This is a genomic window from Pseudomonas hunanensis (assembly GCF_013393325.1).
GTDB classification, from domain to species: Bacteria; Pseudomonadota; Gammaproteobacteria; order Pseudomonadales; family Pseudomonadaceae; genus Aquipseudomonas; species Aquipseudomonas putida_P.
In genome coordinates this window covers 31,743-53,404 of record NZ_QJRC01000085.1, presented here as the reverse complement: position 1 = coordinate 53,404, position 21,662 = coordinate 31,743, and the positions used below count along the sequence as shown (strand labels likewise).

At 63.5% G+C, this 21,662-nt stretch carries 23 protein-coding genes; 3 read left to right on the top strand and 20 right to left on the bottom strand.

The window, feature by feature from the left end:
* Positions 1-116: 116 nt before the first annotated feature.
* The 6 genes from acpP to DM807_RS12480 form a co-directional block, all read right to left on the bottom strand.
* Entirely contained in the window at positions 117-353 is a 237-nt protein-coding gene (gene acpP / locus DM807_RS12505) for an acyl carrier protein (RefSeq protein ID WP_012271163.1), read from the bottom strand.
* Positions 354-556: 203 nt separating this feature from the next.
* Entirely contained in the window at positions 557-1,297 is a 741-nt protein-coding gene (gene fabG, locus DM807_RS12500) for a 3-oxoacyl-ACP reductase FabG (protein ID WP_012271162.1), read from the bottom strand.
* A gap of 15 nt (positions 1,298-1,312) precedes the next feature.
* Positions 1,313-2,251 carry an ACP S-malonyltransferase gene (gene fabD / locus DM807_RS12495; RefSeq protein ID WP_012271161.1) on the bottom strand — a complete coding sequence of 313 codons (939 nt, stop codon included), beginning with the start codon at positions 2,249-2,251 and terminating at the stop codon, positions 1,313-1,315.
* 127 nt (positions 2,252-2,378) lie between these two features.
* Positions 2,379-3,389 carry a phosphate acyltransferase PlsX gene (plsX, locus tag DM807_RS12490; RefSeq protein WP_012271160.1) on the bottom strand — a complete coding sequence of 337 codons (1,011 nt, stop codon included), beginning with the start codon at positions 3,387-3,389 and terminating at the stop codon, positions 2,379-2,381.
* Between the two features lie 3 nt (positions 3,390-3,392).
* Positions 3,393-3,575 (bottom strand): 50S ribosomal protein L32, encoded by a 183-nt coding sequence (gene rpmF, locus DM807_RS12485; protein ID WP_003247154.1) that lies wholly within the window; start codon positions 3,573-3,575, stop codon positions 3,393-3,395.
* A gap of 13 nt (positions 3,576-3,588) precedes the next feature.
* Positions 3,589-4,116 (bottom strand): YceD family protein, encoded by a 528-nt coding sequence (locus tag DM807_RS12480; protein WP_012271159.1) that lies wholly within the window; start codon positions 4,114-4,116, stop codon positions 3,589-3,591.
* 96 nt (positions 4,117-4,212) lie between these two features.
* On the opposite strand from DM807_RS12480, the gene DM807_RS12475 reads away from it, so the two are divergent.
* Positions 4,213-4,791, top strand: a complete 579-nt coding sequence (locus DM807_RS12475) for a Maf family protein (RefSeq protein ID WP_060493581.1) — start codon at positions 4,213-4,215, stop codon at positions 4,789-4,791.
* Between the two features lie 40 nt (positions 4,792-4,831).
* Here DM807_RS12475 and DM807_RS12470 read toward each other — a convergent pair whose 3' ends face one another.
* From DM807_RS12470 to rluC, 3 genes are read right to left on the bottom strand one after another with little or no spacing between them, the layout of a single operon-like run.
* Positions 4,832-5,821 carry a S49 family peptidase gene (locus DM807_RS12470; RefSeq protein ID WP_012271157.1) on the bottom strand — a complete coding sequence of 330 codons (990 nt, stop codon included), beginning with the start codon at positions 5,819-5,821 and terminating at the stop codon, positions 4,832-4,834.
* A gap of 6 nt (positions 5,822-5,827) precedes the next feature.
* Positions 5,828-6,502: an HAD family hydrolase gene (locus tag DM807_RS12465; RefSeq protein ID WP_179027429.1), complete on the bottom strand. Its 675-nt coding sequence runs from the start codon at positions 6,500-6,502 to the stop codon at positions 5,828-5,830.
* Between the two features lie 3 nt (positions 6,503-6,505).
* The gene (gene rluC / locus DM807_RS12460) at positions 6,506-7,462 is read right to left on the bottom strand and encodes a 23S rRNA pseudouridine(955/2504/2580) synthase RluC (RefSeq protein ID WP_060493582.1); all 957 of its coding nucleotides are present in this window, start codon (positions 7,460-7,462) and stop codon (positions 6,506-6,508) included.
* 796 nt (positions 7,463-8,258) lie between these two features.
* Here rluC and rne point away from each other — a divergent pair.
* On the top strand, positions 8,259-11,519 hold the full coding sequence (rne, locus tag DM807_RS12455) for a ribonuclease E (protein ID WP_179027428.1): 3,261 nt from the start codon (positions 8,259-8,261) through the stop codon (positions 11,517-11,519).
* Between the two features lie 105 nt (positions 11,520-11,624).
* Here rne and murB read toward each other — a convergent pair whose 3' ends face one another.
* The 8 genes from murB to DM807_RS12415 form a co-directional block, all read right to left on the bottom strand.
* The gene (gene murB, locus DM807_RS12450) at positions 11,625-12,644 is read right to left on the bottom strand and encodes a UDP-N-acetylmuramate dehydrogenase (protein WP_012271153.1); all 1,020 of its coding nucleotides are present in this window, start codon (positions 12,642-12,644) and stop codon (positions 11,625-11,627) included.
* Positions 12,641-13,105, bottom strand: a complete 465-nt coding sequence (locus DM807_RS12445; RefSeq protein ID WP_060493584.1) for a low molecular weight protein-tyrosine-phosphatase — start codon at positions 13,103-13,105, stop codon at positions 12,641-12,643. Before DM807_RS12445 ends, murB begins: the two co-directional genes overlap by 4 nt.
* Positions 13,105-13,869 (bottom strand): 3-deoxy-manno-octulosonate cytidylyltransferase, encoded by a 765-nt coding sequence (gene kdsB, locus DM807_RS12440; protein WP_060515140.1) that lies wholly within the window; start codon positions 13,867-13,869, stop codon positions 13,105-13,107. Before kdsB ends, DM807_RS12445 begins: the two co-directional genes overlap by 1 nt.
* On the bottom strand, positions 13,866-14,051 hold the full coding sequence (locus DM807_RS12435; RefSeq protein WP_003247142.1) for a Trm112 family protein: 186 nt from the start codon (positions 14,049-14,051) through the stop codon (positions 13,866-13,868). Before DM807_RS12435 ends, kdsB begins: the two co-directional genes overlap by 4 nt.
* 44 nt (positions 14,052-14,095) lie before the next feature.
* A complete protein-coding gene (lpxK, locus tag DM807_RS12430; protein WP_179027427.1) occupies positions 14,096-15,097 on the bottom strand; it encodes a tetraacyldisaccharide 4'-kinase in 1,002 nt (333 codons plus the stop codon).
* A complete protein-coding gene (locus DM807_RS12425) occupies positions 15,097-15,531 on the bottom strand; it encodes an ExbD/TolR family protein (protein WP_012271149.1) in 435 nt (144 codons plus the stop codon). The genes lpxK and DM807_RS12425 overlap by 1 nt, the downstream gene beginning before the upstream one ends.
* On the bottom strand, positions 15,528-16,163 hold the full coding sequence (locus DM807_RS12420) for a MotA/TolQ/ExbB proton channel family protein (RefSeq protein ID WP_016391244.1): 636 nt from the start codon (positions 16,161-16,163) through the stop codon (positions 15,528-15,530). The genes DM807_RS12425 and DM807_RS12420 overlap by 4 nt, the downstream gene beginning before the upstream one ends.
* Positions 16,164-16,231: 68 nt before the next feature.
* Entirely contained in the window at positions 16,232-18,448 is a 2,217-nt protein-coding gene (locus DM807_RS12415; RefSeq protein WP_179027426.1) for a DNA internalization-related competence protein ComEC/Rec2, read from the bottom strand.
* Between the two features lie 142 nt (positions 18,449-18,590).
* On the opposite strand from DM807_RS12415, the gene DM807_RS12410 reads away from it, so the two are divergent.
* Complete coding sequence (locus DM807_RS12410) at positions 18,591-19,229, top strand: DUF2062 domain-containing protein (RefSeq protein WP_141729025.1); 639 nt, start codon at positions 18,591-18,593, stop codon at positions 19,227-19,229.
* Here DM807_RS12410 and DM807_RS12405 read toward each other — a convergent pair.
* The 3 genes from DM807_RS12405 to DM807_RS12395 all read right to left on the bottom strand — a co-directional run bounded on the left by DM807_RS12405 (position 19,113) and on the right by DM807_RS12395 (position 21,578).
* Positions 19,113-19,892 (bottom strand): ABC transporter permease, encoded by a 780-nt coding sequence (locus DM807_RS12405; protein ID WP_012271145.1) that lies wholly within the window; start codon positions 19,890-19,892, stop codon positions 19,113-19,115. The genes DM807_RS12410 and DM807_RS12405 overlap by 117 nt on opposite strands.
* Positions 19,889-20,821, bottom strand: coding sequence for an ABC transporter ATP-binding protein (locus DM807_RS12400; RefSeq protein WP_012271144.1), 933 nt, complete (start codon positions 20,819-20,821; stop codon positions 19,889-19,891). Before DM807_RS12400 ends, DM807_RS12405 begins: the two co-directional genes overlap by 4 nt.
* A gap of 133 nt (positions 20,822-20,954) precedes the next feature.
* Entirely contained in the window at positions 20,955-21,578 is a 624-nt protein-coding gene (locus tag DM807_RS12395; RefSeq protein WP_012271143.1) for a glutathione S-transferase, read from the bottom strand.
* Positions 21,579-21,662: the final 84 nt, after the last annotated feature.

The following is a 21,662-nucleotide window of genomic DNA, read 5'->3' as shown; positions in this document are numbered from 1 at the left end:
TTGGTGCGCGGTGAGCGAAGCCGGCTCGCCAAGATGCAGCGCGTTCGCAAAGAAAAAACCGCACGCCGGCAAAGGCAGTGCGGTTTTTCTCGTCAAGAAGCGACGACTACAGCGTCTTAGGCCTTGTGGCTGTTGACGTAGTCGATAGCGGCTTGAACGGTAGTGATTTTCTCGGCTTCTTCGTCAGGGATTTCGGTCTCGAATTCCTCTTCCAGAGCCATCACCAGCTCAACGGTGTCAAGCGAATCGGCACCCAGGTCATCGACGAAGGACTTCTCGTTGGTCACTTCATCTTCCTTCACGCCCAGTTGCTCGGCGACGATTTTCTTGACGCGTTCTTCGATGGTGCTCATACCTAGTTTTCACTCCTAATGGACATATGTCAGGCAGCTGGCCGGTGGCTAATTTTATAGAAAGACGTTCGCTTTTCAAGCGAAACGCACCTTCAGGCTAGTCACCGCACCCGCTGCCTGGAATCTGGTTGCAGCTTTATAACGGATTTTAGGCTCGCAGTATGACTCTTTTTTTACGAAATCCGTCACATTGAGTTGCAGTGTTACATGTACATCCCGCCGTTGACCGGCACGGTAGCGCCAGTCACGTAGGCTGCACCGTCGGACGCCAGGAACGAAACCACCTTGGCGATTTCGTCGGCCTGGCCCAGGCGGCCCAGCGGAATCTGGGTCTGCAGGGCTTCGCGCTGCGCTTCTGGCAGTTCGCGGGTCATGTCGGTGTCGATGAAGCCCGGGGTCACCGAATTGACGGTGATGCCGCGCGAACCCACTTCACGCGCCAGGGCACGGCTGAAGCCTTCCAGGCCAGCCTTGGCGGCCGCGTAGTTGGCCTGGCCAGCGTTGCCCATGGCACCGACGACCGAGCCGATGCTGATGATACGGCCCCAGCGTGCCTTGGTCATGCCGCGCAGCACGCCCTTGGACAGACGGTAGAGGCTGTTCAGGTTGGTGTCGATCACGTCGAACCACTCATCGTCCTTCATGCGCAGCATGAGGTTGTCGCGAGTGATGCCGGCGTTGTTGACCAGGATTGCCGGTGCGCCGAACTGCTCGGCGATGGCGCCCAGCACAGCTTCGACGGACTCGGCGCTGGTCACGTTCAGTTCCATGCCGGTACCGGCGATACCGTGCTCTTTCAGGGTGGCAGCGATGCGCTCGGCACCGGACGCCGAAGTGGCGGTGCCGATCACGGTCGCGCCCTGGCGGCCCAGCTCGAGGGCGATGGCCTGGCCAATGCCACGGCTGGCGCCGGTGACCAGTGCAACTTTACCTTGCAGGCTCATGCAAGCTTCTCCAAATCAGGCCAGCGCCGCACGGGTGGCGGCGACGGCGTCAGGGGTATTGAGGTTGTAGGTGGTCACGCCGTCGGCGCAACGCTTGTTCAGGCCAGCCAGAACCTTGCCCGGGCCACACTCGACCAGGTTGACCGCACCATTGGCGGCCAAGGCCTGTACGCACTCGACCCAGCGTACCGGCTGATACAGCTGTGCCAGCAGGTCGTGCTTGAGGGCATCGAGGTCGGCGGCGACTGCGGCGGTGACGTTCTGCACGACCGGGATCTGCGGGGCCTTCCATTCGATGGCGTTGACCGATTCGGCAAAGCGCTCGGCAGCCGGCTTCATCAGGGCACAGTGCGACGGTACGCTGACCGCCAGCGGCAGGGCGCGCTTGGCACCCTTGGCCTTGCACAGCTCCATGGCGCGGTCTACCGCAGCCTTGTTGCCAGCGATGACCACCTGGCCTGGCGAGTTGAAGTTCACGGCGCTGACCACTTGGTCTTCAGCCGCTTCGGCGCACAGCTCAACGACCACAGCATCGTCCAGGCCGAGGATGGCGGCCATGGCACCATGGCCGGCCGGCACGGCTTCCTGCATCAGCTGGCCACGGCGCTCGACCAGGCGAACGGCGTCTGCCAGGGTGATGCTGCCAGCAGCTACGAGGGCGCTGTATTCGCCCAGGCTATGACCAGAAACGAAGGCTGGCTGTGCGCCGCCCTCTTCCAGCCACAGGCGCCACAACGCGATGGACGCGGTGAGGATGGCCGGCTGGGTCTTGTCGGTCTGGTTGAGTTGCTCCTCCGGGCCTTCCTGGACCAGCTTCCACAGGTCGTAACCGAGTGCCTTGGAGGCCTCCTTGAAGGTTTCGACGATCACTGGCTTCTCGGCGCCGAGTTCGGCGAGCATGCCCAGCGACTGGGAACCTTGACCGGGAAAGACGAATGCGAGAGATGCAGACATAGAACAAGCCCTTATGATCTTGTCGTCGGATAGGGTGCGCCAGGCCCTGGGCCAGGCGCGGAATCTGAAAACTTGGATGGATGCACAGACCAAGCGGTCACATTTAAGCACTTCATGGGCAAAACGCCTAAAGCAACAGGTCTTCGAGGCGCCCATGCAAGCGCTGCGGCAGGTTTTCCTGAATCTCGATCAACGCCCGCTGAATGGCACTCTGAAAGCCCTGCACGCCCGCCGAGCCATGGCTCTTGATGACAATGCCCTGCAACCCCAGGAAGCTCGCACCATTGTGCCGCGCCGGCGCCAGGTCAGCCTGCAGGCGTTTGAGCAGCGGCATCGCTACCGCCCCGGCGGCCCGCGACAACACGCCACCCTTGAACAACTGCTCGATGCGCGCGCCGATCATGGTTGCCAGCCCCTCGCTGGACTTGAGCAGGATATTGCCGACAAAACCGTCGCACACCACTACATCAGCCTCGCCACGGTACAGCCCGTCACCCTCGACAAAGCCTACGTAGTTGAGCCCACGGGCGTTCTGCAACAGGCTGGCCGCCAGCTTGACCTGCTGGTTGCCCTTGATGTCCTCGGTGCCGATATTCAGCAGCGCCACACGCGGCCGATGCACGCCCAGCGCCTGGGCGGCCACCGAGCCCATCACAGCGAACTGGTAGAGGTTCTCGGCGCTGCAATCGACGTTGGCCCCCAGGTCGAGCAATTGGCAGTAACCCGCCTGGGTCGGAATCGCCGCCACCATGGCTGGCCGATCGATACCCGGCAAGGTCTTGAGCACGAAGCGTGATAGCGCCATCAGCGCACCGGTATTGCCAGCACTGACGCAGGCCTGAGCCTTGCCGTCGCGAACCAGCTCAAGGGCGATGCGCATCGACGAGTCCGGCTTGCCGCGCAACGCCTGAGATGGCCGCTCGTCCATGCCGATCACCTCACTGGCGGCGACAATCTGCAGGCGCGCGCGATCCGCAGCCGCAAGGCCGCTGACAAGATCTTCTAGGAGGGAGGGTTGACCGACGAGGGTCAGGTGCAGCGAGGGGGTAGCCGAAAGGCAGGCAATGCTAGCCTGGACAATGCTGCGGGGACCGAAGTCCCCGCCCATTGCGTCGATCGCGATGATCTGAGCGGACAAGGATTACTCGTCAGCGCCCTTATCGACCACTTTGCGACCACGGTATACGCCTTCTGGCGAAACGTGGTGGCGCAGGTGAACTTCACCGGTGGTTTTCTCTACCGACAGCGCGTTTTCCGACAGGGCGTCGTGCGAACGGCGCATGTCACGGGCAGAGCGGGATTTTTTGTTCTGCTGAACAGCCATAATTGATTAACTCCTAAACGTTTGGGTCACGCTTTAACTGCGCCAAAACACTGAACGGGTTGGACCGCGATACCTCGTCCTTGCTCGAATCGGGCTCGTCTGCGCCCGCCGGCTGCTGGCATTCTTCCGGATGATGAGCAGGCACGATTGGCAAGGCGAGCAGAAGCTCCTCCTCGACCAGCGCCTGCAGATCCAAAGGATCTTCGCCCAGTTCCAGCACGTCATAGCCTTTCGGCAACGACTGGGTATTCGCACCCTCCTTCACCACGGCGTAAGTACATTCGCTGTGGATCGGCAGGGTGACCAGCTCAAGACAACGCTGGCAAACCATCTTGACCTCGACGTCCAGCTCGCTGTGGATAACCACCACGTGCTGTTCATCTCGTTCAAAATCGAACTTCGCCTGCACCGTACCGACATTGTCGGAAAGCGGGTCGCAGAGTCTTTCCAAATCAGCGAGTTGCAGCGAACCGTTAAGGGTTACGCCACGATCGGCTAATTTGCGCGGGTCAACGTGAGGTGGAATCGGGTCATTCAACATAGGCGCAGCATTCTAGGGATGCCCCCCGCCCCTGTCAAAGGAAATTAGGCGGCATCGTGCGTGATAGAATTGGTTCAACCGAACCCGGAGTCTACCATGCTTCCTTTGTTACTGGCTTCCAGCTCTGCCTATCGCCGCGAACTGCTTGCACGCCTGCGCCTGCCCTTCACCTGGGCAAGCCCCGACATAGACGAGCAGCGCCTGGCCGACGAGCCTGCCGTAGAGCTAGTACGCCGGCTTGCCAGACAAAAGGCCGAAGCCCTGGCAGACAGCAACCCAGGGCATTTGATCATCGGTTCGGACCAGGTGGCCGTGTTGGGCGAGCAGGTGCTGGGCAAACCCCACACCTTCGAGCGGGCTTGCGAGCAGCTGCTGGAGTGCAGCGGGCAGCAGGTGAGCTTTCTGACCGGACTGGCATTGCTCAACAGCGCGACCGGGCACTGCCAGGTGGACTGCGTGCCATTTACGGTGACGCTGCGCGAATTGAGCAGAGAACGGGTGGAGCGCTATGTGACGGCGGAACAGCCGCTGGATTGCGCCGGGAGCTTCAAGGCGGAGGGTTTAGGGGTAAGCTTGTTCCAGAGCACGCACGGGTGCGATGCGACCAGCTTGATCGGCCTACCATTGATTCGATTGGTGGATATGCTGACCAAGGAAGGCGTTGTCATCCCTTGAGACTTGGGGGCGCTTGCGCCCCCAGCGACCTCAGCGCGAATCAGCGCAACTGCGGCCCTTGAAAGCCCATCCACATCGCCAGGTGCTCAGCCACGCTGGCCCCCACGCGCTTGGAGAAGCGATCGAACGGCGATTCCTGCACGGTGAAGTCGACCAACTCCTTCTCACCAACGATCTCGCGCGCTACATAGCTGGCACTGCCCAGCCCATCCACCAGCCCTAGCGCCTTGGCCTGCTCACCCGACCACACCAGACCACTGAACAGCTCCGGGTGCTCCTTGTCCTTCAGCCGCTCGCCGCGCCCCTGCTTGACCATGGCAATGAACTGGTTGTGCGTGGTGTCCAGCACGCCCTGCCAGAATCGGGTCTCTTCGGGCTTTTCCGGCGAGAACGGGTCAAGGAAGGCCTTGTGCTCGCCTGACGTGTAGGCGCGCCGCTCCACCCCCAGCTTCTCCATGGTGCCGACAAACCCATAACCGGCCGCCGTCACACCGATCGAGCCCACCAGGCTGGCCTTGTCGGCGTAGATCTCGTCCGCCGCACTGGCAATGTAATAGGCCCCGGAAGCACCAAGGTCCGAAATCACCGCATACAACTTGATGGCCGGGTATTCGGCACGCAGACGACGGATTTCGTCATACACGTAGCCTGCCTGCACCGGGCTGCCACCCGGGCTATTGATACGCATCACCACAGCCTTGGTCTTGCTGTCCTTGAACGCATCGCGCAGGCTCTTGACGATGTTGTCGGCGCTGGCAGCCTCCTGATCGGCAATCACCCCACGCACCTCGACCAGCGCGGTATGGCTGGCGCTGCGCGAGGCGGCCTTGTCCATGTCCATCAGCGGGGTGAACAACACCAGGATGCCGAACAGATAGACGAAGGTCAGCAGCTTGAAGAAGATCCCCCAGCGCCGCGAGCGGCGCTGCTCCTGCACGCTGGCCAGCAAGGTCTTTTCCAGCAGCTTCCAGCTTTTGCGCTCTTCGCGCTCCTCGGGCTCGGCCTCGGGGGCCTTCCATTCGTCTGCCATGCTTACCTACCTTGGAAGTGGAATTGCAGTACCACCCAGCCACTCGCGCAGCTGGGAAAAGTGATCGATGCAAACCTGCGGCCCAAACTCGGCCAGCGCCTGTAGCGACATGGCACCATAGCCCACCGCCACCGAATGCATGCCGGCATTGCTGGCCATCTGTAGATCGAATGCAGAATCTCCGACCATCAGCGCACGCCCCGGTTCGACGCCGCAATGCGCGAGGATCTCCTCAAGCATCAGCGGGTGCGGTTTACCACGGGTTTCGTCGGCAGCGCGGGTGATGTCGAAGAACTGCTCCCAACCATTGGCCTTGAGCACCCGATTCAACCCGCGACGAGCTTTGCCGGTGGCCACCGCCAGGCGGTAACCCTCGGCGCGGAAGGCATCCAGCGACTCGACCACGCCCTCGAACAACGGCGAGGGCTGCTGATCCAGCGCCATGTAGATATCGGCATAGTGCTGACGAAAGCGCTCCACCTGCGCAGGCGCCAGGTGCGGGTACAGCGTATGAATGGCCTCGCCCAGGGCCAGGCCGATGATGCCCTTGACTGCATCGTCGCCACTGGGCGCCTCGCCAGCACGCTCGGCGGCGGCATTCATCGCCTCGACGATACGCCCGATGGAATCAGCCAGCGTGCCGTCCCAGTCGAAAATCAGTAGCTCATAGCCCTTTTTCATAGATCAGGATGCACTCAAACGCTCAATGGTTTTCGCCCACACCTCATCCACCGGCGCCTCGAGTTTAAGCTCGCCTCCGTCCGGCAGCGGCACGGTCAGCGCATAGGCATGCAGGAACAGGCGCTTGCCGCCCAGTTCGCGAATCTCGCGACTGAAGTCTTCGTCACCGTATTTGCTGTCGCCGGCAATCATGTGCCCGGCGTGCAGGGTGTGCACACGGATCTGGTGGGTACGACCGGTGATCGGGCGCGCCTCGACAATGGTGGCGAATTCGCCAAAACGGCGCAGCACGCGGAACAGGGTCAGTGCCTCCTTGCCCTCGTCGTTCACCTCGACCATGCGCTCACCGGAACGCAGGTTGCTCTTGAGCAATGGCGCATTGACCTGTTTTTTCGAGGTCGGCCAATGGCCACGCACCAGCGCCATGTAGCGCTTGTCGACACCATCGCCGCGCAGGGCGGCATGCAGGTGGCGCAGCATGCTGCGCTTCTTGGCGATCATCAGCAGGCCGGAGGTGTCGCGATCCAGGCGGTGCACCAGCTCCAGCTCCTTGGCATCCGGGCGCAGTTGGCGCAGCGCCTCGATCACCCCAAAGCTCAGGCCGCTGCCACCGTGCACGGCAATGCCGGCGGGCTTGTTCATCACGATCAGCGCCTTGTCTTCGTAGACGATCGCGGCCTCCAGGCGCTGCAACAGGCCCTGGGCCACCGGTGCCGGTTCGTCACGTTCCGGCAGGCGGACGGGCGGCACCCGCACGATGTCGCCGGCCTGGATTTTGTACTCCGGCTTGACGCGGCCCTTGTTGACCCTCACCTCACCCTTGCGCAGGATGCGGTAGACCAGCGTCTTGGGCACGCCCTTGAGGGCCGTGATGAGGAAATTGTCGATGCGTTGGCCGGCAAGCTCCGGCGCGACTTCGATCAGCTGAACGCCGGAAGTCGGAGGGGTATTGGTCGTCATGGCGGGATCATAACAATTTTTTATGGAATTGAAGCACTTAATCATTGCTGCTATAGTCGCGAACGCCGCCAAAAGCGGCAGGCCAGCGGCACCAGGCTCTTCGCCGGTCCCTGACCTTCGCAATTCTCCAGGACGCGAGGCCGTCCTACGGGGTTTTCGCCAGTTTACCGAATTGCCTGGAATCGCCACCAGCGCTGTGTAGAGAAGACCGAAAAAAAACGACAAGTGCGGTGTTTCACCTGCTTACCCGATTCTTTTCGCTGCACCTCTGCCCGCGAGTCGCTTCCACGCAACGCCCGGCGAATGCTTCGGAAATACCTGCCTTGGACATGAATGGCGCCAGCGCAGAACCAGCGCTGGCGAAAAATGCAACCCGTTGCGGATTCAGCGCGCGGCAGCACCCGAATTATCAGGGATACGTGCAGGGTGGAGATGCACAGCCCTCGGACCGTGTAGCACCGCGTCCGGCCACCAGCCCACTCACGGCTGGCGAGCGGATAAGGTCCTGAACAGATGCCTCCGGGCGTCCACGGCTGACGGTTGATTCCTCCTCCTGACTGAGTGCACAAGGCCCGCTTGGTTGATTCGGATACCTATTCGAAGCCACCGGGGCCTTGTTGGCACCGCAGCAAACAGGACGCGTCGTCGCGACAACGGCAGGCTGGGCAACCGGCTGGTGCCGAACGTCGCTCGACACGGGGGTGGCCCGGCCACCCTTTGCGCACCTTGGCACCGACCATGAGACGTCGTGTGTGCCGAACGCCGTTTCCGGCAGCCCGGAAACCGACGGTACAACATGAAAAGAATGCTGATTAACGCGACTCAACCCGAAGAGTTGCGTGTAGCCCTGGTGGACGGCCAACGTCTCTACGACCTGGACATCGAGTCCGGTGCGCGCGAGCAGAAAAAGGCCAACATCTATAAAGGCAAGATCACCCGCATCGAACCCAGCCTCGAAGCCGCCTTCGTCGACTTCGGCTCCGAACGTCACGGCTTCCTGCCGCTGAAAGAAATCTCCCGCGAATACTTCAAGAAGGCCCCTGAAGGCCGGGTCAACATCAAGGAAGTACTCAGCGAAGGCCAGGAAGTCATCGTCCAGGTCGAGAAGGAAGAGCGCGGCAACAAAGGCGCCGCCCTCACCACCTTCATCAGCCTGGCTGGCCGCTACCTGGTTCTGATGCCCAACAACCCGCGTGCCGGCGGCATCTCCCGCCGCATCGAAGGCGAAGAGCGCAACGAACTGCGTGAAGCCCTGAACGGCCTGACCGTGCCGGGCGACATGGGCCTGATCGTGCGCACTGCAGGCCTGGGCCGCAGCAGCGAAGAAATGCAGTGGGACCTCGACTACCTGCTGCAGCTGTGGACCGCCATCAAGGAAGCGTCCCTGGACCGCGCCGCGCCATTCCTGATCTACCAGGAAAGCAACGTCATCATCCGCGCCATCCGCGACTACCTGCGCCAGGACATCGGCGAAGTGCTGATCGACAGCATCGACGCCCAGGAAGAAGCCCTCACCTTCATCCGCCAGGTGATGCCGCAGTACGCCAGCAAGGTCAAGCTGTACGAAGACAGCGTGCCGCTGTTCAACCGTTTCCAGATCGAAAGCCAGATCGAGACCGCCTTCCAGCGCGTGGTCGACCTGCCTTCCGGCGGCTCGATCGTGATCGACCCGACCGAAGCCCTGGTGTCCATCGACATCAACTCGGCGCGCGCCACCAAAGGCAGCGACATCGAAGAAACCGCCTTGCAGACCAACCTGGAAGCGGCCGAGGAAATCGCCCGCCAGCTACGCCTGCGTGACATTGGTGGCCTGATCGTCATCGACTTCATCGACATGACCCCGGCGAAAAACCAACGCGCCGTGGAAGAACGCGTCCGCGAATGCCTGGAAGCCGACCGCGCCCGCGTGCAGGTTGGCCGCATCTCCCGCTTCGGCCTGCTGGAAATGTCCCGTCAGCGCCTGCGCCCGTCGCTGGGCGAAAGCAGCGGCATCGTCTGCCCACGCTGCTCCGGCACCGGCATCATCCGCGATGTCGAGTCGCTGTCGCTGGCCATCCTGCGCCTGATCGAAGAAGAAGCCCTGAAGGACCGCACCGCCGAAGTGCGTGCCCAGGTGCCGATCCCGGTGGCCGCGTTCCTGCTCAACGAGAAGCGCAACTCGATCACCAAGATCGAACTGCGCACCCGTGCGCGCATCATCATCTTGCCAAACGACCACCTGGAAACCCCGCACTTCGAAGTCCAGCGCCTGCGCGACGACAACCCGGAAGTGCTGAACAACCAGTCCAGCTACGAGATCGCCGCCGCCGAAACCGAAGAAGCGCCGCAGCCGACCGCCACCCGCACCCTGGTACGTCAGGAAGCTGCTGTGAAAACGGCCCCGGCACGCGCCAATGCGCCGGTACCGGCCGCCGCTGAAGAGCCGCAGGCTGCCGCACCGGTCGCCCCTGCCCCGAGCGCTCCGGAGCCAAGCCTGTTCAAGGGCCTGGTGAAGTCGCTGGTCAGCCTGTTCGCCGGCAAGGACGAGCCTGCCGCCGCACCGGTGGTTGCCGCCGAAAAACCGGCCGCTGAGCGCAGCCCACGCAACGAAGAACGCCGCAACGGCCGCCAGCAAAGCCGCAACCGCAACGGCCGCCGCGACGAAGAGCGCAAGCCGCGTGAAGAACGTGCCGAGCGCGCACCGCGCGAAGAGCGCCAGCCACGCGAGGAACGCGCACCGCGCGAAGAGCGTGCACCACGTGAAGAGCGCGCCCCACGCGAAGAACGCGCCCCGCGCGAAGAGCGTGCACCACGTCAGCCACGCGAAGACCGCCGCAGCAACCGTGGCGAAGAGCGCGTACGCGAGCTGCGTGAGCCGCTGGATGCTACCCCGCCAGCCGAACGCGAAGAGCGCCAGCCGCGCGAAGAACGTGTAACCCGCGAAGAACGTGCTCCACGCGAAGAGCGTGCACCGCGTGAAGAGCGTGCTCCACGTGAAGAGCGCGCACCTCGCGAAGAGCGTGCCCCTCGTGAAGAACGTGCTCCACGCGAAGAGCGCGCCCCTCGCGAAGAACGTGCTCCACGTGAAGAACGTGCCCCGCGCCCACCACGCGAAGAGCGTCAGCCACGTGCCGCAGAAGAAGCGGCCGAACAGGCTGCCGAGCTGGCCGAAGAGCAACTGCCAAACGATGAGCTGCTGCAGGACGAGCAGGAAGCCACCGATGGCGAGCGCCCGCGCCGCCGCTCGCGTGGTCAGCGCCGTCGCAGCAACCGTCGTGAGCGCCAGCGCAACGCCAATGGCGAGCTGATCGACGGCGAAGAAGAAGGCAGCGAAGAGCAACCACAACAGCACCAGGCCACCGAGCTGGGTGCCGAACTGGCCGCCGGCCTGGCAGTGACTGCCGCTGTTGCCACCAGCAACATCAGCACCGACGCCGAAGCCCAGGCCAACCAGCAGGCCGAGCGCGCCACCGCTGAAGTCGCCACCGCAGCAGAAACTGACAACAGCGAAGCCGCCCAACCCGTCGAGCAGGTTGAAAAGGTAGAGCAGGTCGAAGCTGTCGCCAAGGCTGAGGAAGTGGCCGTAGCACCTGCGGTCGAGCAACCGGTCAGCGAGCCAGTGGCCGTGGTCGAGGCAACCGCCGAGCCTGTGGTCGAAATCGCTCCGCAGGCCGCCGTCGAAGCGACACCTCTTGTCGAGCCGGCCGTGGTTGCCGAAACCGTGGCTGCTGAAGCGCCAGTGGAAGCCCCAGCCGTGGAAGCCGGTGAAATCGAACAGGCCCCGGCCGTTGTCGAAGCGGCTTCGGTTGCCGAGCAACCCGCACCGGTAATCGAAGCTCAGCCAGAAGCAGTGGCCGAGCCTGCACCCGTGGTCGTCGAACCTGCAGCGATCGAAGCCCCAGCCGCAGTAGAGCCGGCCACCGTCATGCTGGCGAACGGCCGCGCGCCGAACGACCCGCGTGAAGTGCGCCGTCGCAAGCGTGAAGCCGAGGCTGCCGCCAAAGCCGCACAGGAAGCTGCCGCCACCGAGGAGCCAGCCCTGGAAGCCGCCGATGAGCACAAGCCTCATCACGGTTGATAGCCAAGGCTGAATAAAAAGCCCCGCCAGTGCGAACTGGCGGGGCTTTTTCTTGGCCAAGTGAACGTGGTCGCTGGGTTGGGGCCGCTACGCTGCCCCCTTCGATCAGTAGAGGTTAGGCTCCATTTCCAGCTCAACCCCGAAACGCTCCAGGATATCCGCCTGGATCCGCAGCGCCAACGCCTGCATCTGCGCCCCGCTCGCCTGGCCATAGTTGACCAACACCAGCGACTGCAGGCGATGCACGCCCGCATCACCATCGCGATGCCCTTTCCAGCCCGCCTGTTCGATCAACCAACCCGCCGCCAACTTCACCCGGCCATCAGCCTGCGGATACGCCACAACGGCCGGATACTGCGCACGAATATGCTCGACCAGACCAGCCGGCACCACCGGGTTCTTGAAGAAGCTCCCAGCATTGCCAAGTTCAGCCGGGTCCGGCAGCTTCTCGCGGCGAATGCTGCAAATTGCATCACTGATCGCCTGCGCAGTCGGCTCGGTTACGCCCTGTTCCGCCAGGCGCTGACGCACTGGGCCGTAATCCAGATGGGCCTGCAGGGTGCGTGTCAGGGCAAAGCGCACACGCAGGATCAACCAGCGCCCGGGGTTGCGCTTGAAAAGACTGTCGCGGTAGCCAAAGGCACACTCCGCCAAACCGAAGTCACGCAGCTCGCCGGTCTCGCGGTCCAGGGCTGTCAGGCCGGCGAATACGTCCTTGATCTCTACCCCATAAGCACCCACGTTCTGCATGGGTGCCGCGCCCACGGTGCCAGGGATGAGGCTGAGGTTCTCCAGCCCGCAATACCCCTGCGTCAATGCCCATTGTACGAATGCATGCCAAGGCTCACCGGCCTCGGCCTCGACCACGACGCGCTCGCCATCGTCACTGAGCACGCGCCGGCCACGGCTGGCCATGTGCAGCACCAACGCATCGATATCACGGGTCAGCAGCAGGTTGCTGCCGCCACCGATCACCAACACCGGGAGGCCTTGCTGCTGCGCCTGGCTCAGCGCCTGGCGTACCTGCAGGTCATCCTGCGCCTGGCTGAAATAGCGCGCCTTCACGTCGATACCGAAGGTGTTGTAAGGCTTGAGCGATACCTGCTCCTGCCACTGCACTGTCATAGCCGCCCCTTGATTTCCAGCACCAGCGCCTGGCAAGCCGCTTCGACCAGGTCGAGCACCTGCTCGAACCCGTCGGCGCCGCCGTAGTAAGGATCTGGCACTTCATCCAGCGCCCCCTGGTAGCGGCGCAGGAACAAGTCGAGCTCACCCACTGCAGTGGACGGGCGCAGGGCGCGCAAATCGCGCAGGTTACTCTCGTCCATGGCCAGAACCAGGTCGTATTCGGCAAAGTGCGAAGCCCTGACCTGCTGGGCGCGCTGTTGCGACAAGTCGTAACCGCGCGCCAGCGCCGCCTTGCAGGTACGGCTGTCTGGCGCCTTGCCGACATGCCAGTCGCCGGTACCGGCCGACGCCACCTGCACCTTGTCGGCCAGCCCGGCGACCTGCAATTGATGGCGCAGCACGCCTTCGGCAGTGGGCGAGCGGCAGATGTTGCCCAGGCACACGAACAGAACGCGCATCAGGCCTCCAGCAAGCGCCGTACGCGCTCCAGGTCTTCGGGGGTATCCACACCCACAGCAGGCGCCTCGATAGCGTCCTCGACGTGAATGCGCACGCCGTGCCACAGCGCACGCAGTTGCTCCAGCGCTTCAGTCTGCTCGAGCCAGCATGGGCCCCAGCCGACGAAGTCTTGCAGGAAGCCGACGCGGTAGGCGTACATGCCGATGTGACGGCGATACGGCACGCCCTCCGGCAGCACGTTGCGGTCCTTGGCAAAGGCATCGCGAGCCCAGGGCAGCGGCGCACGACTGAAAGTCAGGGCCAGGCCGTTCTTGTCGCTCACCACCTTGACCGCATTGGGATTGAACACGGCTTCCGGCTCATGGATGGGCTCTGCCAGGGTGGCAATACCAGCCTCCGGGTGGGCTGCCAGGTTGGCGGCCACCTGATCGATGATCACCGGTGGGATCAGCGGCTCGTCGCCCTGCACGTTGACCACGATGGCATCAGCCGGCAAGCCGAGGTGCGCGACCACTTCAGCCAGGCGGTCGGTGCCGGATTCATGGTCGGCACGGGTCATCAGCACTTCGGCGCCAAAGGCCTGGCAGGCCTCGAGGATGCTGGCGTCGTCGGTGGCGATGACCACGCGGCTGGCACCGCTCCTGCGTGCCTGCTCCCACACATGCTGCACCATCGGCTTGCCGGCGATCGGCAACAACGGCTTGCCCGGCAAACGCGTGGAGCGCAGCCGGGCGGGGATCACCACGGTGAAGTTCAGGCTCATTTGTCCAGACGCTCGTCGTCGGTCAGGGTACGCGCCTCGCTTTCGAGCATGACCGGGATACCGTCGCGGATCGGGTAGGCCAGGCCCGCGCCCTTGCTGATCAGCTCGGTCTTGTCGGCGCTGAGCTTGAGCGGGCCTTTGGTGATCGGGCAGGCCAGGATATCGAGCAGTTTGGTGTCCATTGAAAGCTTCCTTTAGGCCAGGTGGCCGGAAATTGAAAACGGGCTCAGGGCTTGCGCAGCAAACGCTGTAGCTGGTTGTCGAACCAGGCGCTGAAAGCCGGCGTGGGCTGTGCCTCGACGGCCAGGTACCACCAGTCGTCAGCGGCAAAGGCCCGGCATTTCACCGCGTCCTTCTCGGTCATCACCAGCGGTAACTGCGGGCTGAAGGCCAGGCTCTGGGCGCTGAATTGCGCATGGTCGGCGAAGGGGTGCGGCACCGGCTGCCAGTTTAGCCCCAGCAGGGTATTGAAGAAACGTTGCGGGTTACCGATACCGGCCACCGCATGCAGGCGCTGGCCTGCGGGGAAATGGTCGAGCGCACGGCGCTCGCCGCTGCGCAGGTTAACCAGCGCGGACGGCTGCAGGCAGAAGCCAAAGCCATCGGCGCGGTCAGCATTGGCACCATTGAACAGCACGGCATCTGCATCCAGCAGACGTTCGGCGGGCTCGCGCAAAGGGCCGGCCGGCAGGCAGCGGCCATTGCCCAGGCCACGGGCGGCATCGATCAGCACCAGTTCCAGGTCACGGGCCAGGCGGTAATGCTGCATGCCGTCGTCGCACAGGATCAGGTCGAGCGGTTCGCTGGCCAGCAACGCCTGCACGGCGCGGGAACGGTCGGGGTCGATCATCAGCGGCACGCCGGTGCGCTGCACGATCAGCAGCGGCTCGTCGCCCGCCTGGTCGGCGCACTGATTGGCCTGCACGCGCCAAGGTAACTGCGGCGGCTTGGCCCCATAGCCACGGCTGACCACGCCCACCTTCAGCCCCTGTTGGCGGCAGTGTTCGATCAGCCAGAGGATCATCGGCGTCTTGCCGGTGCCGCCCACGGTGATGTTGCCCACCACGATCACCGGCACTGGCGCCCGATAGCTGGCGCTTTCGCCACTGAGAAAACGTGCCCGTTTGCGCGTGACCACACGGCGATACAAAGCCTCCAGCGGTCGCAGCAGCGCCAAAGCCGGGTGCCCGGCGTACCAGGCGGCGAGCAAACGGTCGGCGAAAGCCATCAAGGCGTGCCCTGGGCCGCCTCGACGGTGGTCATGCGCAACTGGCTGAAACCGAGCTTGCCGGCGGCATCCATTGCGGTGACCACAGCCTGATGCGGGGTCTTACCGTCGGCGCTGATGGCCAGCGGCAGCTTGTTGTCGCCGCCCGACTCACGCTCGATGGCCTCGCTCAAGGTGGCCAGGTCGCTCTTGGGCAGCAGGTGGTTGTTCACCGAATACACGCCTTCGGCGCTGATGGTGATTTCCACCAGTTTGCCCTGATCGGCCGGCGCCTGCTCGGCACTGGCAGCTTCAGGCAGCTCGACGCGCAGCTGGGTCTCGCGAGTGAAGGTGGTGGTGACCACGAAGAACAGCAGCAGGACGAACACCACGTCGATCAGCGACGCCAGGTTGATGTCGACGTTTTCCCGCTGGCGATTGCGCCGGAACTTCACGCCTTGCCTCCGGCCACTTCCACTTCACGGTCGCCCTGGATCACTTCCACCAGCTTGATCGCTTCTTGTTCCATGCCCACCACCAGCTCATCGATGCGGCGCAGCAGGAAACGGTGGAAGAATACCGCCGGGATACCGACCATCAGGCCGGCCGCCGTGGTAACCAGGGCCTTGGAGATACCACCGGCCAGCACGGCGGCGTTGGCGGTCATCTGCGAGCCCATGAAGGCGCTGAAGATGTCGATCATGCCCAGTACGGTGCCCAGCAGGCCCAGCAACGGAGCCATGGCAGCGATGGTGCCGAGGGTGCTGATGTAGCGCTCCAGTTCGTGGATGACACGCGAAGCGGCTTCCTCGATGCACTCTTTCATGATTTCACGACCATGGCGCGAGTTGGCCAGGCCCGCAGCAAGGATTTCGCCCAGTGGCGAATCGGCGCGCAAGGCTTTGAGCTTGTCACTGGTCAGTTGCTTGTCCTTGATCCACATCCACACCTGGCCCAGCAGGTGCGGCGGGGTGACGCGGCTGGCGCGCAGGGTCCACAGGCGCTCGACGACGATAGCCATGGCAGCGATGGAACTCAGAATGATCGGCAGCATCATCCAACCACCGGACTTGACCAATTCCCACACAGTAAACGCCCCTTCGGAAAAAGGCCGCCACTCTACCATAGGACCGCTGGGGGCTCATCTGCCGGAGGTCAGGGAATTGCGACCTCACGCCAGAATCGCCGCTGCACCCGCACACCTTCCGCTTCCCCGTGCCGCCCCAGCACCACCCGCAACGCCCCCTCCACCGCCGTGTCATGCATCACCGCCCCGTGCCGCCGATACCGCTCCACGACCTGCGCATGCGGGTGCCCGAAGCTGTTGTTGCGCCCACGCGAAACCAAAACCCCACGCGGTGCGGTAGCACGGATGAACGCCTCGGTGGACGAACTGCGGCTGCCATGGTGCGGAGCCTGCAGCCAGTCGATTCCGGGCACTTCAGTGGCTGCCAGCCAGGCCCGTTCGGCGCCAGCCTCCATATCACCAGCCAACAACAATCGCTCGCCCTGGGCCTCGACCAGCAGCACGCAGGAGCGGTCGTTGCTGCTCTGCCCATCAGCCCAGTGCCACAGCGAAAAGCGCACGCCGTCCCATTCCCACTGTTCACCACTCACACAAGGCTGCAGCTCAAAGTGTTCCAGCGCTTCACCACCGACAACCCGCTTGACCGGCAAACCCCGCTGAATGGCCCCCGCCCCACCCGCATGGTCGGCATGCGCATGGCTGATCACCATCAGGTCTAGGCTGGCCACCCCCAGCTTATGCAAAGTCGGCAGTACCACCCGCTCCCCCAGGTCACTTTCGCCCCTGGCCGGCCCGGCGTCATACAACAGGTTGTGATGCTGGGTACGCAACAGCACCGCCAGCCCCTGGCCAACGTCCAGCTGCCAGACCTCGACTTGCCCGAGCGGCACCGGCTCCCTGGGCACCCACAGCGCCAGCAGCATCACCGCTCCCAACGCGCGCAGCGGCACACCGCGGGGTAGCAAAACCAACAACGCACCCAGACAGACCAACAGCCAGGCCCACAGTGGCAAGGCCGGCGGCACCCATGCAGGGCGCTGCTGCGCCACCAGTGCCAGCAGCCGGAACAGCCAATCCAGCAAGCCGCCCGCCAGCCACAACAGCGCCTCCCCTACGCCGCCCAGCGGCAGCAACAACGTACCCAGCAACGCCAACGGCAAAACCGCCAGGCTGATCCACGGCACTGCCACAAGGTTGGCCAGCGGTGCACTCAGGCTTACCGGCAAGCCTGTAGCCAGCAGTACCGGTAGCAAGCCGATGGCAATAACCCATTGCGCACGCGTCCAAGCCTGCCAAGGCCGCCAAGCGCCCAAGCGAGCACTGAAGCAATAGATGAGCGTGGCCACGGCAGCAAACGACAGCCAGAACCCAGGAAGCAGCGCCGCCAGCGGCTCAACCAGCAACACCGCAACGAGCGCCAGCAACAAGGGTAAAAAAGCCCCAAGGTGGCGAAAGCGCAGGCGCCAGAGCAACACCACAGCCAGCATCAGGCAGGCGCGCTGCACGGGCACACCGCCGCCGGCCAACCAGCCGTAGCCCAGCGCCGCGGTCATGGCCAGACCGCAGGCCCAGGGTAGCCATGGCAGCCGTGCCGGCCACAGCCCCCAACGCGCCAGCACGGCAACCAGGCCGTAGAGCAAACCGGCGACCAGGCCGATATGCTGGCCAGAAATTACCAACAGGTGCACCGTGCCGGTGGCCTGCAATGTCTGCCAGTCCTCCCTGGCCAGGCCCGCTCCATCGCCCAGCACCAACGCCACCAACGCTTGCTCACGACCATTGGCCTCGACCGCAAGCAAGCGCTGACGCAGCACATCGCGCCAGCCACCGGTCACGGGAGCCAGCAGCTGCCCCGCCTTGACCGTGCCCGTGGCGCCCACTCGCCGCGCCAGCAAATAGGCCTCCCGGTCCGGCCCATGCGGATTGAGCAGCCCAGCCGGACGCTGCAAGGTCACGGCCAGCCGCCACTGCTCGCCCGCCCTCAGTGTCGGCCCTTCGAACCAGCTCAATTGCAGGCGCTGCGGCAGTTCGGCCCGCCGCGAGCGTGCCGCCTCCAACTCGAAACGCACGCCTTGTGCTGTTCGGGTCGGCAAACCAACCACCCGCCCTTCCAGCCACAGGGTGCGGCCATCCAGACCGCTAGCCAGGCGATCATCGAGCGCCTGCTGCGCAGACCAGCAAGCCCAACAGAAGCCCAGGAGAAAACAGCCCAACGGCCAACCCCGGGTAAACAGGCTGACGACAGCGCAGCCGGCCAGCACCAGCAGCCATCCGACCGATGGCAACGCGGGGAGAAAGCCCAGGCACAAAAGCCCGAGCGCGAGCGCAAACATCCCTGTGCGCATGAGGTAGAGCTCCAGAAGGCAAATTACCTTCTGAGGCATAGCCCATTTGCCGGCAACGCTTGCTCAACAATTGTCACAAACTCTAAACGAGCCTGAGCAGGATTAAGGGCATACTTCCCGGATCAACGCTCCGGGAGCCTACATGCCGCGCCGACTTTTCAAACGCTACATGCCGGACCCGACCAGCATTCGGGAACACAAGTCCTTACGCTTTTTCGGCAAGTTGCTGCACGACCCGAACCTCTGGCACCTGAACCGCCATTCGGTGGCACGGGCCATGGGCGTTGGCCTGTTCGCCGCGCTGATCCCGATGCCCGCACAGATGCTACTGGCTGCCGCGCTGGCCATTCCGGTGCGCGGCAACCTGCCGATCGCCGTCAGCCTGGTGTGGCTGACCAACCCACTTACCATGCCACCTGTGTTCTTCGTCACCTACATGACAGGCGCCTGGCTGATGCAGGTGCCGCCACGCAGCTTGCCCGATGCGTTGACCTTCGAGTGGATCACCGACCAGTTGGCCACGGTGTGGCAACCGTTTCTGTTGGGTTCGGTGGTGTGCGGGGTGGTGCTGGGCATCGTCGCCTACTTCACCACCCTGTTGTACTGGCGCTGGTGGATTGGCCGGCAGTGGCGCCGGCGCAAGCTCAGGTGTTCGCAGCAGGGGTCATGCACGCATGCCGCGACCGCTGACCAGCAGGCGCACGCACAGCAGGTAGAGCACCGCAGTGGCCACCAGCATGAAGGTGATCGCCGTGCCAATGCTGATATCCGACACCCCTAGGATGCCGTAGCGGAATGAGTTGACCATGTGCAGCACCGGGTTGGCCAACGACACGGTCTGCCAGAACGGCGGCAGCAGGTTGATCGAGTAGAACACGCCGCCCAGGTAGGTCAGCGGCGTCAGCACGAAGGTCGGGATGATCGAGATATCGTCGAAATTACGGGCGAACACCGCGTTGACGAAGCCCAGCAGCGAGAAGATGGTGGCAGTGAGCAGCACCACGATCACGGTCACGCCCAGGTGATGCACCTGCAGGTCGGTGAAGAACATCGACAAAATGGTCACGATCACCCCAACCGCCAGACCGCGCAGCACGCCCCCCAGTACATAGCCGACCAAGATGGTGTGCGGCGACACCGGCGACACCATCAGCTCTTCGATCGAGCGCTGGAACTTGCTGCCGAAGAAGCTCGACACCACGTTGCCATAGGAGTTGGTGATCACCGACATCATGATCAGCCCCGGCACGATGTACTGCATGTAGGTGAAACCACCCATATCGCCGATCTGCCGACCGATCAGGTTACCGAAGATGACGAAGTACAGCACCATGGTGATCGCTGGTGGCAGCAACGTTTGCGGCCAAATGCGCAAGAAGCGCCGCACCTCGCGGTAGACGATGGTGTTCAGGGCGACCCAGTTGGTGCGCAGTTCCACACTCATACGGCCACCTTCGACAAGTTTTTTTCCACCAGGGACACGAACAGCTCCTCAAGTCGGTTGGTCTTGTTGCGCAGGCTCTGCACCTCGATGTTCTGCAGCGCCAGCTGGCCGAACAGCGCGGTGATGCCGATGTCCTTGTCCACCTGCACCTCCAGGGTATGCGGGGTCAGCAGCCGGCTCGGGTAGCCTTGCAGCACAGGTGCACTGGCCAGGTCCTGCTTGAGGTCGAGCACGAAGGTTTCCACATGCAGCTTGCCCAGCAACTGGCGCATGCTGGTGTTCTCGACGATGGTGCCGTGGTCGATGATGCCGATGTTACGGCACAGCTGCTCAGCCTCTTCCAGGTAATGGGTGGTGAGGATGATGGTGATGCCCTTCTGGTTCAGCTCGGTGAGGAAGCTCCACATCGAGCGACGCAACTCGATGTCCACACCCGCGGTGGGCTCGTCAAGGATCAGCAGGCGCGGCTCGTGGATCAGCGCGCGGGCAATCATCAGGCGGCGCTTCATGCCGCCGGACAGCGAACGCGACTGCACATCACGCTTGTCCCACAGGCCCAATTGGGTCAGGTACTGTTCGGCGCGTTCCTTGGCCAGCTTGGGCGGGATGCCGTAGTAGCCGGCCTGGGTCACGACGATGTCGAAGGTTTTTTCGAACTGGTTGAAGTTGAACTCTTGCGGCACCACGCCCAGGCAACGCTTGAGCGCCGAGGGCTCGCGGTCCAGGTCGTGGCCAAACACGTTCACCGTGCCACTGGTCTTGTTCACCAGGGTGGAGAGAATGCCGATGGTGGTGGACTTGCCGGCGCCGTTGGGGCCGAGCAAGGCGAAGAAGTCGCCTTCGGCAACATCGAGGTCGATGCCTTTGAGGGCCTGAAAGCCATTGCCGTAGGTCTTGGTCAGCTGTCGGATGGACAGGGCGGAACTCATAGCGGGTCACTTACCGAGGAAAAAGGTGCAGGACACGCCAGGTAAAGTCACTGGCGCAGTGAGTACGGCCATGGTGCAAGGCAAGGCCGCACAAGTACAGTCACATCTATTGATAATGACTATCGAAGCAGGGTCAGGTGAGCGCCGTCATCACCGCGGCCTGGTAGGCCGGGCGCTGTTTCAGGCGCTCATACCAGGCTTCGAGATGGTGCATGGCCGGGCGTTCGATGGGCATTTCGAACCAGGCGTAGATGAAGCTACCCAGTGGGATGTCGCCCATGCCGATCTGGTCACCGGACAGATACGGCTGCTTGGCCAAGGTTTCGTCGGCAATGGCCAGCAATTGCGCGCACTGCTTGTGCGCGGCGTTGATCGCCACCCAATCGCGCTGGTCTTCCGGGGTGCGCAAAAGGCCCCAGAACAGCGGGCGGAAGGGTGCGGCGAAGGACGAGGTGGTCCAGTCCATCCACTTGTCGGCCAGGGCGCGCTGGCGTGGGTCTTCGAGGTACCAGCCCTGCTCGGCGCCGTACTCGGCGCACAGGTAGCGGACGATGGTGTTGGATTCCCACAGGGTCAGGTCGCCGTCTTCGAGCATCGGCACCAGGCCGTTGGGATTGCGGGCGCGGTAGTGCGGCTCGTTGACCACACCGAAAGCGCCGCCGGCGTCGATGGAGTCGAAGTCCAGGCCCAGCTCGTGGGCGATCCACAGCGCCTTGCGCACATTGCTCGAATTCTTGCGACCCCAGATCTTCAGCATGGCAACGTCCTTATGAATGCACAGGTGTTGCAGTCTACTCCAGACCCTCGCCGCCTGTACCCATGAAGAAACCAGCACAGGCAA

Coding starts and splice junctions, on each gene's coding strand:
- kdsB (WP_060515140.1), bottom strand. CDS start 13,869: ATGAGCCTGAACTTCACCGTGGTGATCCCCGCCCGGCTGCGCTCCACG.
- murB (WP_012271153.1), bottom strand. CDS start 12,644: ATGACAGTGCAGTGGCAGGAGCAGGTATCGCTCAAGCCTTACAACACC.
- DM807_RS12405 (WP_012271145.1), bottom strand. CDS start 19,892: ATGAGTGTGGAACTGCGCACCAACTGGGTCGCCCTGAACACCATCGTC.
- DM807_RS12445 (WP_060493584.1), bottom strand. CDS start 13,105: ATGCGCGTTCTGTTCGTGTGCCTGGGCAACATCTGCCGCTCGCCCACT.
- fabG (WP_012271162.1), bottom strand. CDS start 1,297: ATGAGCCTGCAAGGTAAAGTTGCACTGGTCACCGGCGCCAGCCGTGGC.
- DM807_RS12435 (WP_003247142.1), bottom strand. CDS start 14,051: ATGGACACCAAACTGCTCGATATCCTGGCCTGCCCGATCACCAAAGGC.
- DM807_RS12410 (WP_141729025.1), top strand. CDS start 18,591: ATGCCGCGCCGACTTTTCAAACGCTACATGCCGGACCCGACCAGCATT.
- DM807_RS12470 (WP_012271157.1), bottom strand. CDS start 5,821: ATGGCAGACGAATGGAAGGCCCCCGAGGCCGAGCCCGAGGAGCGCGAA.
- rluC (WP_060493582.1), bottom strand. CDS start 7,462: ATGACGACCAATACCCCTCCGACTTCCGGCGTTCAGCTGATCGAAGTC.
- DM807_RS12475 (WP_060493581.1), top strand. CDS start 4,213: ATGCTTCCTTTGTTACTGGCTTCCAGCTCTGCCTATCGCCGCGAACTG.
- acpP (WP_012271163.1), bottom strand. CDS start 353: ATGAGCACCATCGAAGAACGCGTCAAGAAAATCGTCGCCGAGCAACTG.
- DM807_RS12465 (WP_179027429.1), bottom strand. CDS start 6,502: ATGAAAAAGGGCTATGAGCTACTGATTTTCGACTGGGACGGCACGCTG.
- DM807_RS12480 (WP_012271159.1), bottom strand. CDS start 4,116: ATGTTGAATGACCCGATTCCACCTCACGTTGACCCGCGCAAATTAGCC.
- rpmF (WP_003247154.1), bottom strand. CDS start 3,575: ATGGCTGTTCAGCAGAACAAAAAATCCCGCTCTGCCCGTGACATGCGC.
- fabD (WP_012271161.1), bottom strand. CDS start 2,251: ATGTCTGCATCTCTCGCATTCGTCTTTCCCGGTCAAGGTTCCCAGTCG.
- DM807_RS12400 (WP_012271144.1), bottom strand. CDS start 20,821: ATGAGTTCCGCCCTGTCCATCCGACAGCTGACCAAGACCTACGGCAAT.
- DM807_RS12395 (WP_012271143.1), bottom strand. CDS start 21,578: ATGCTGAAGATCTGGGGTCGCAAGAATTCGAGCAATGTGCGCAAGGCG.
- lpxK (WP_179027427.1), bottom strand. CDS start 15,097: ATGGCTTTCGCCGACCGTTTGCTCGCCGCCTGGTACGCCGGGCACCCG.
- rne (WP_179027428.1), top strand. CDS start 8,259: ATGAAAAGAATGCTGATTAACGCGACTCAACCCGAAGAGTTGCGTGTA.
- DM807_RS12415 (WP_179027426.1), bottom strand. CDS start 18,448: ATGCGCACAGGGATGTTTGCGCTCGCGCTCGGGCTTTTGTGCCTGGGC.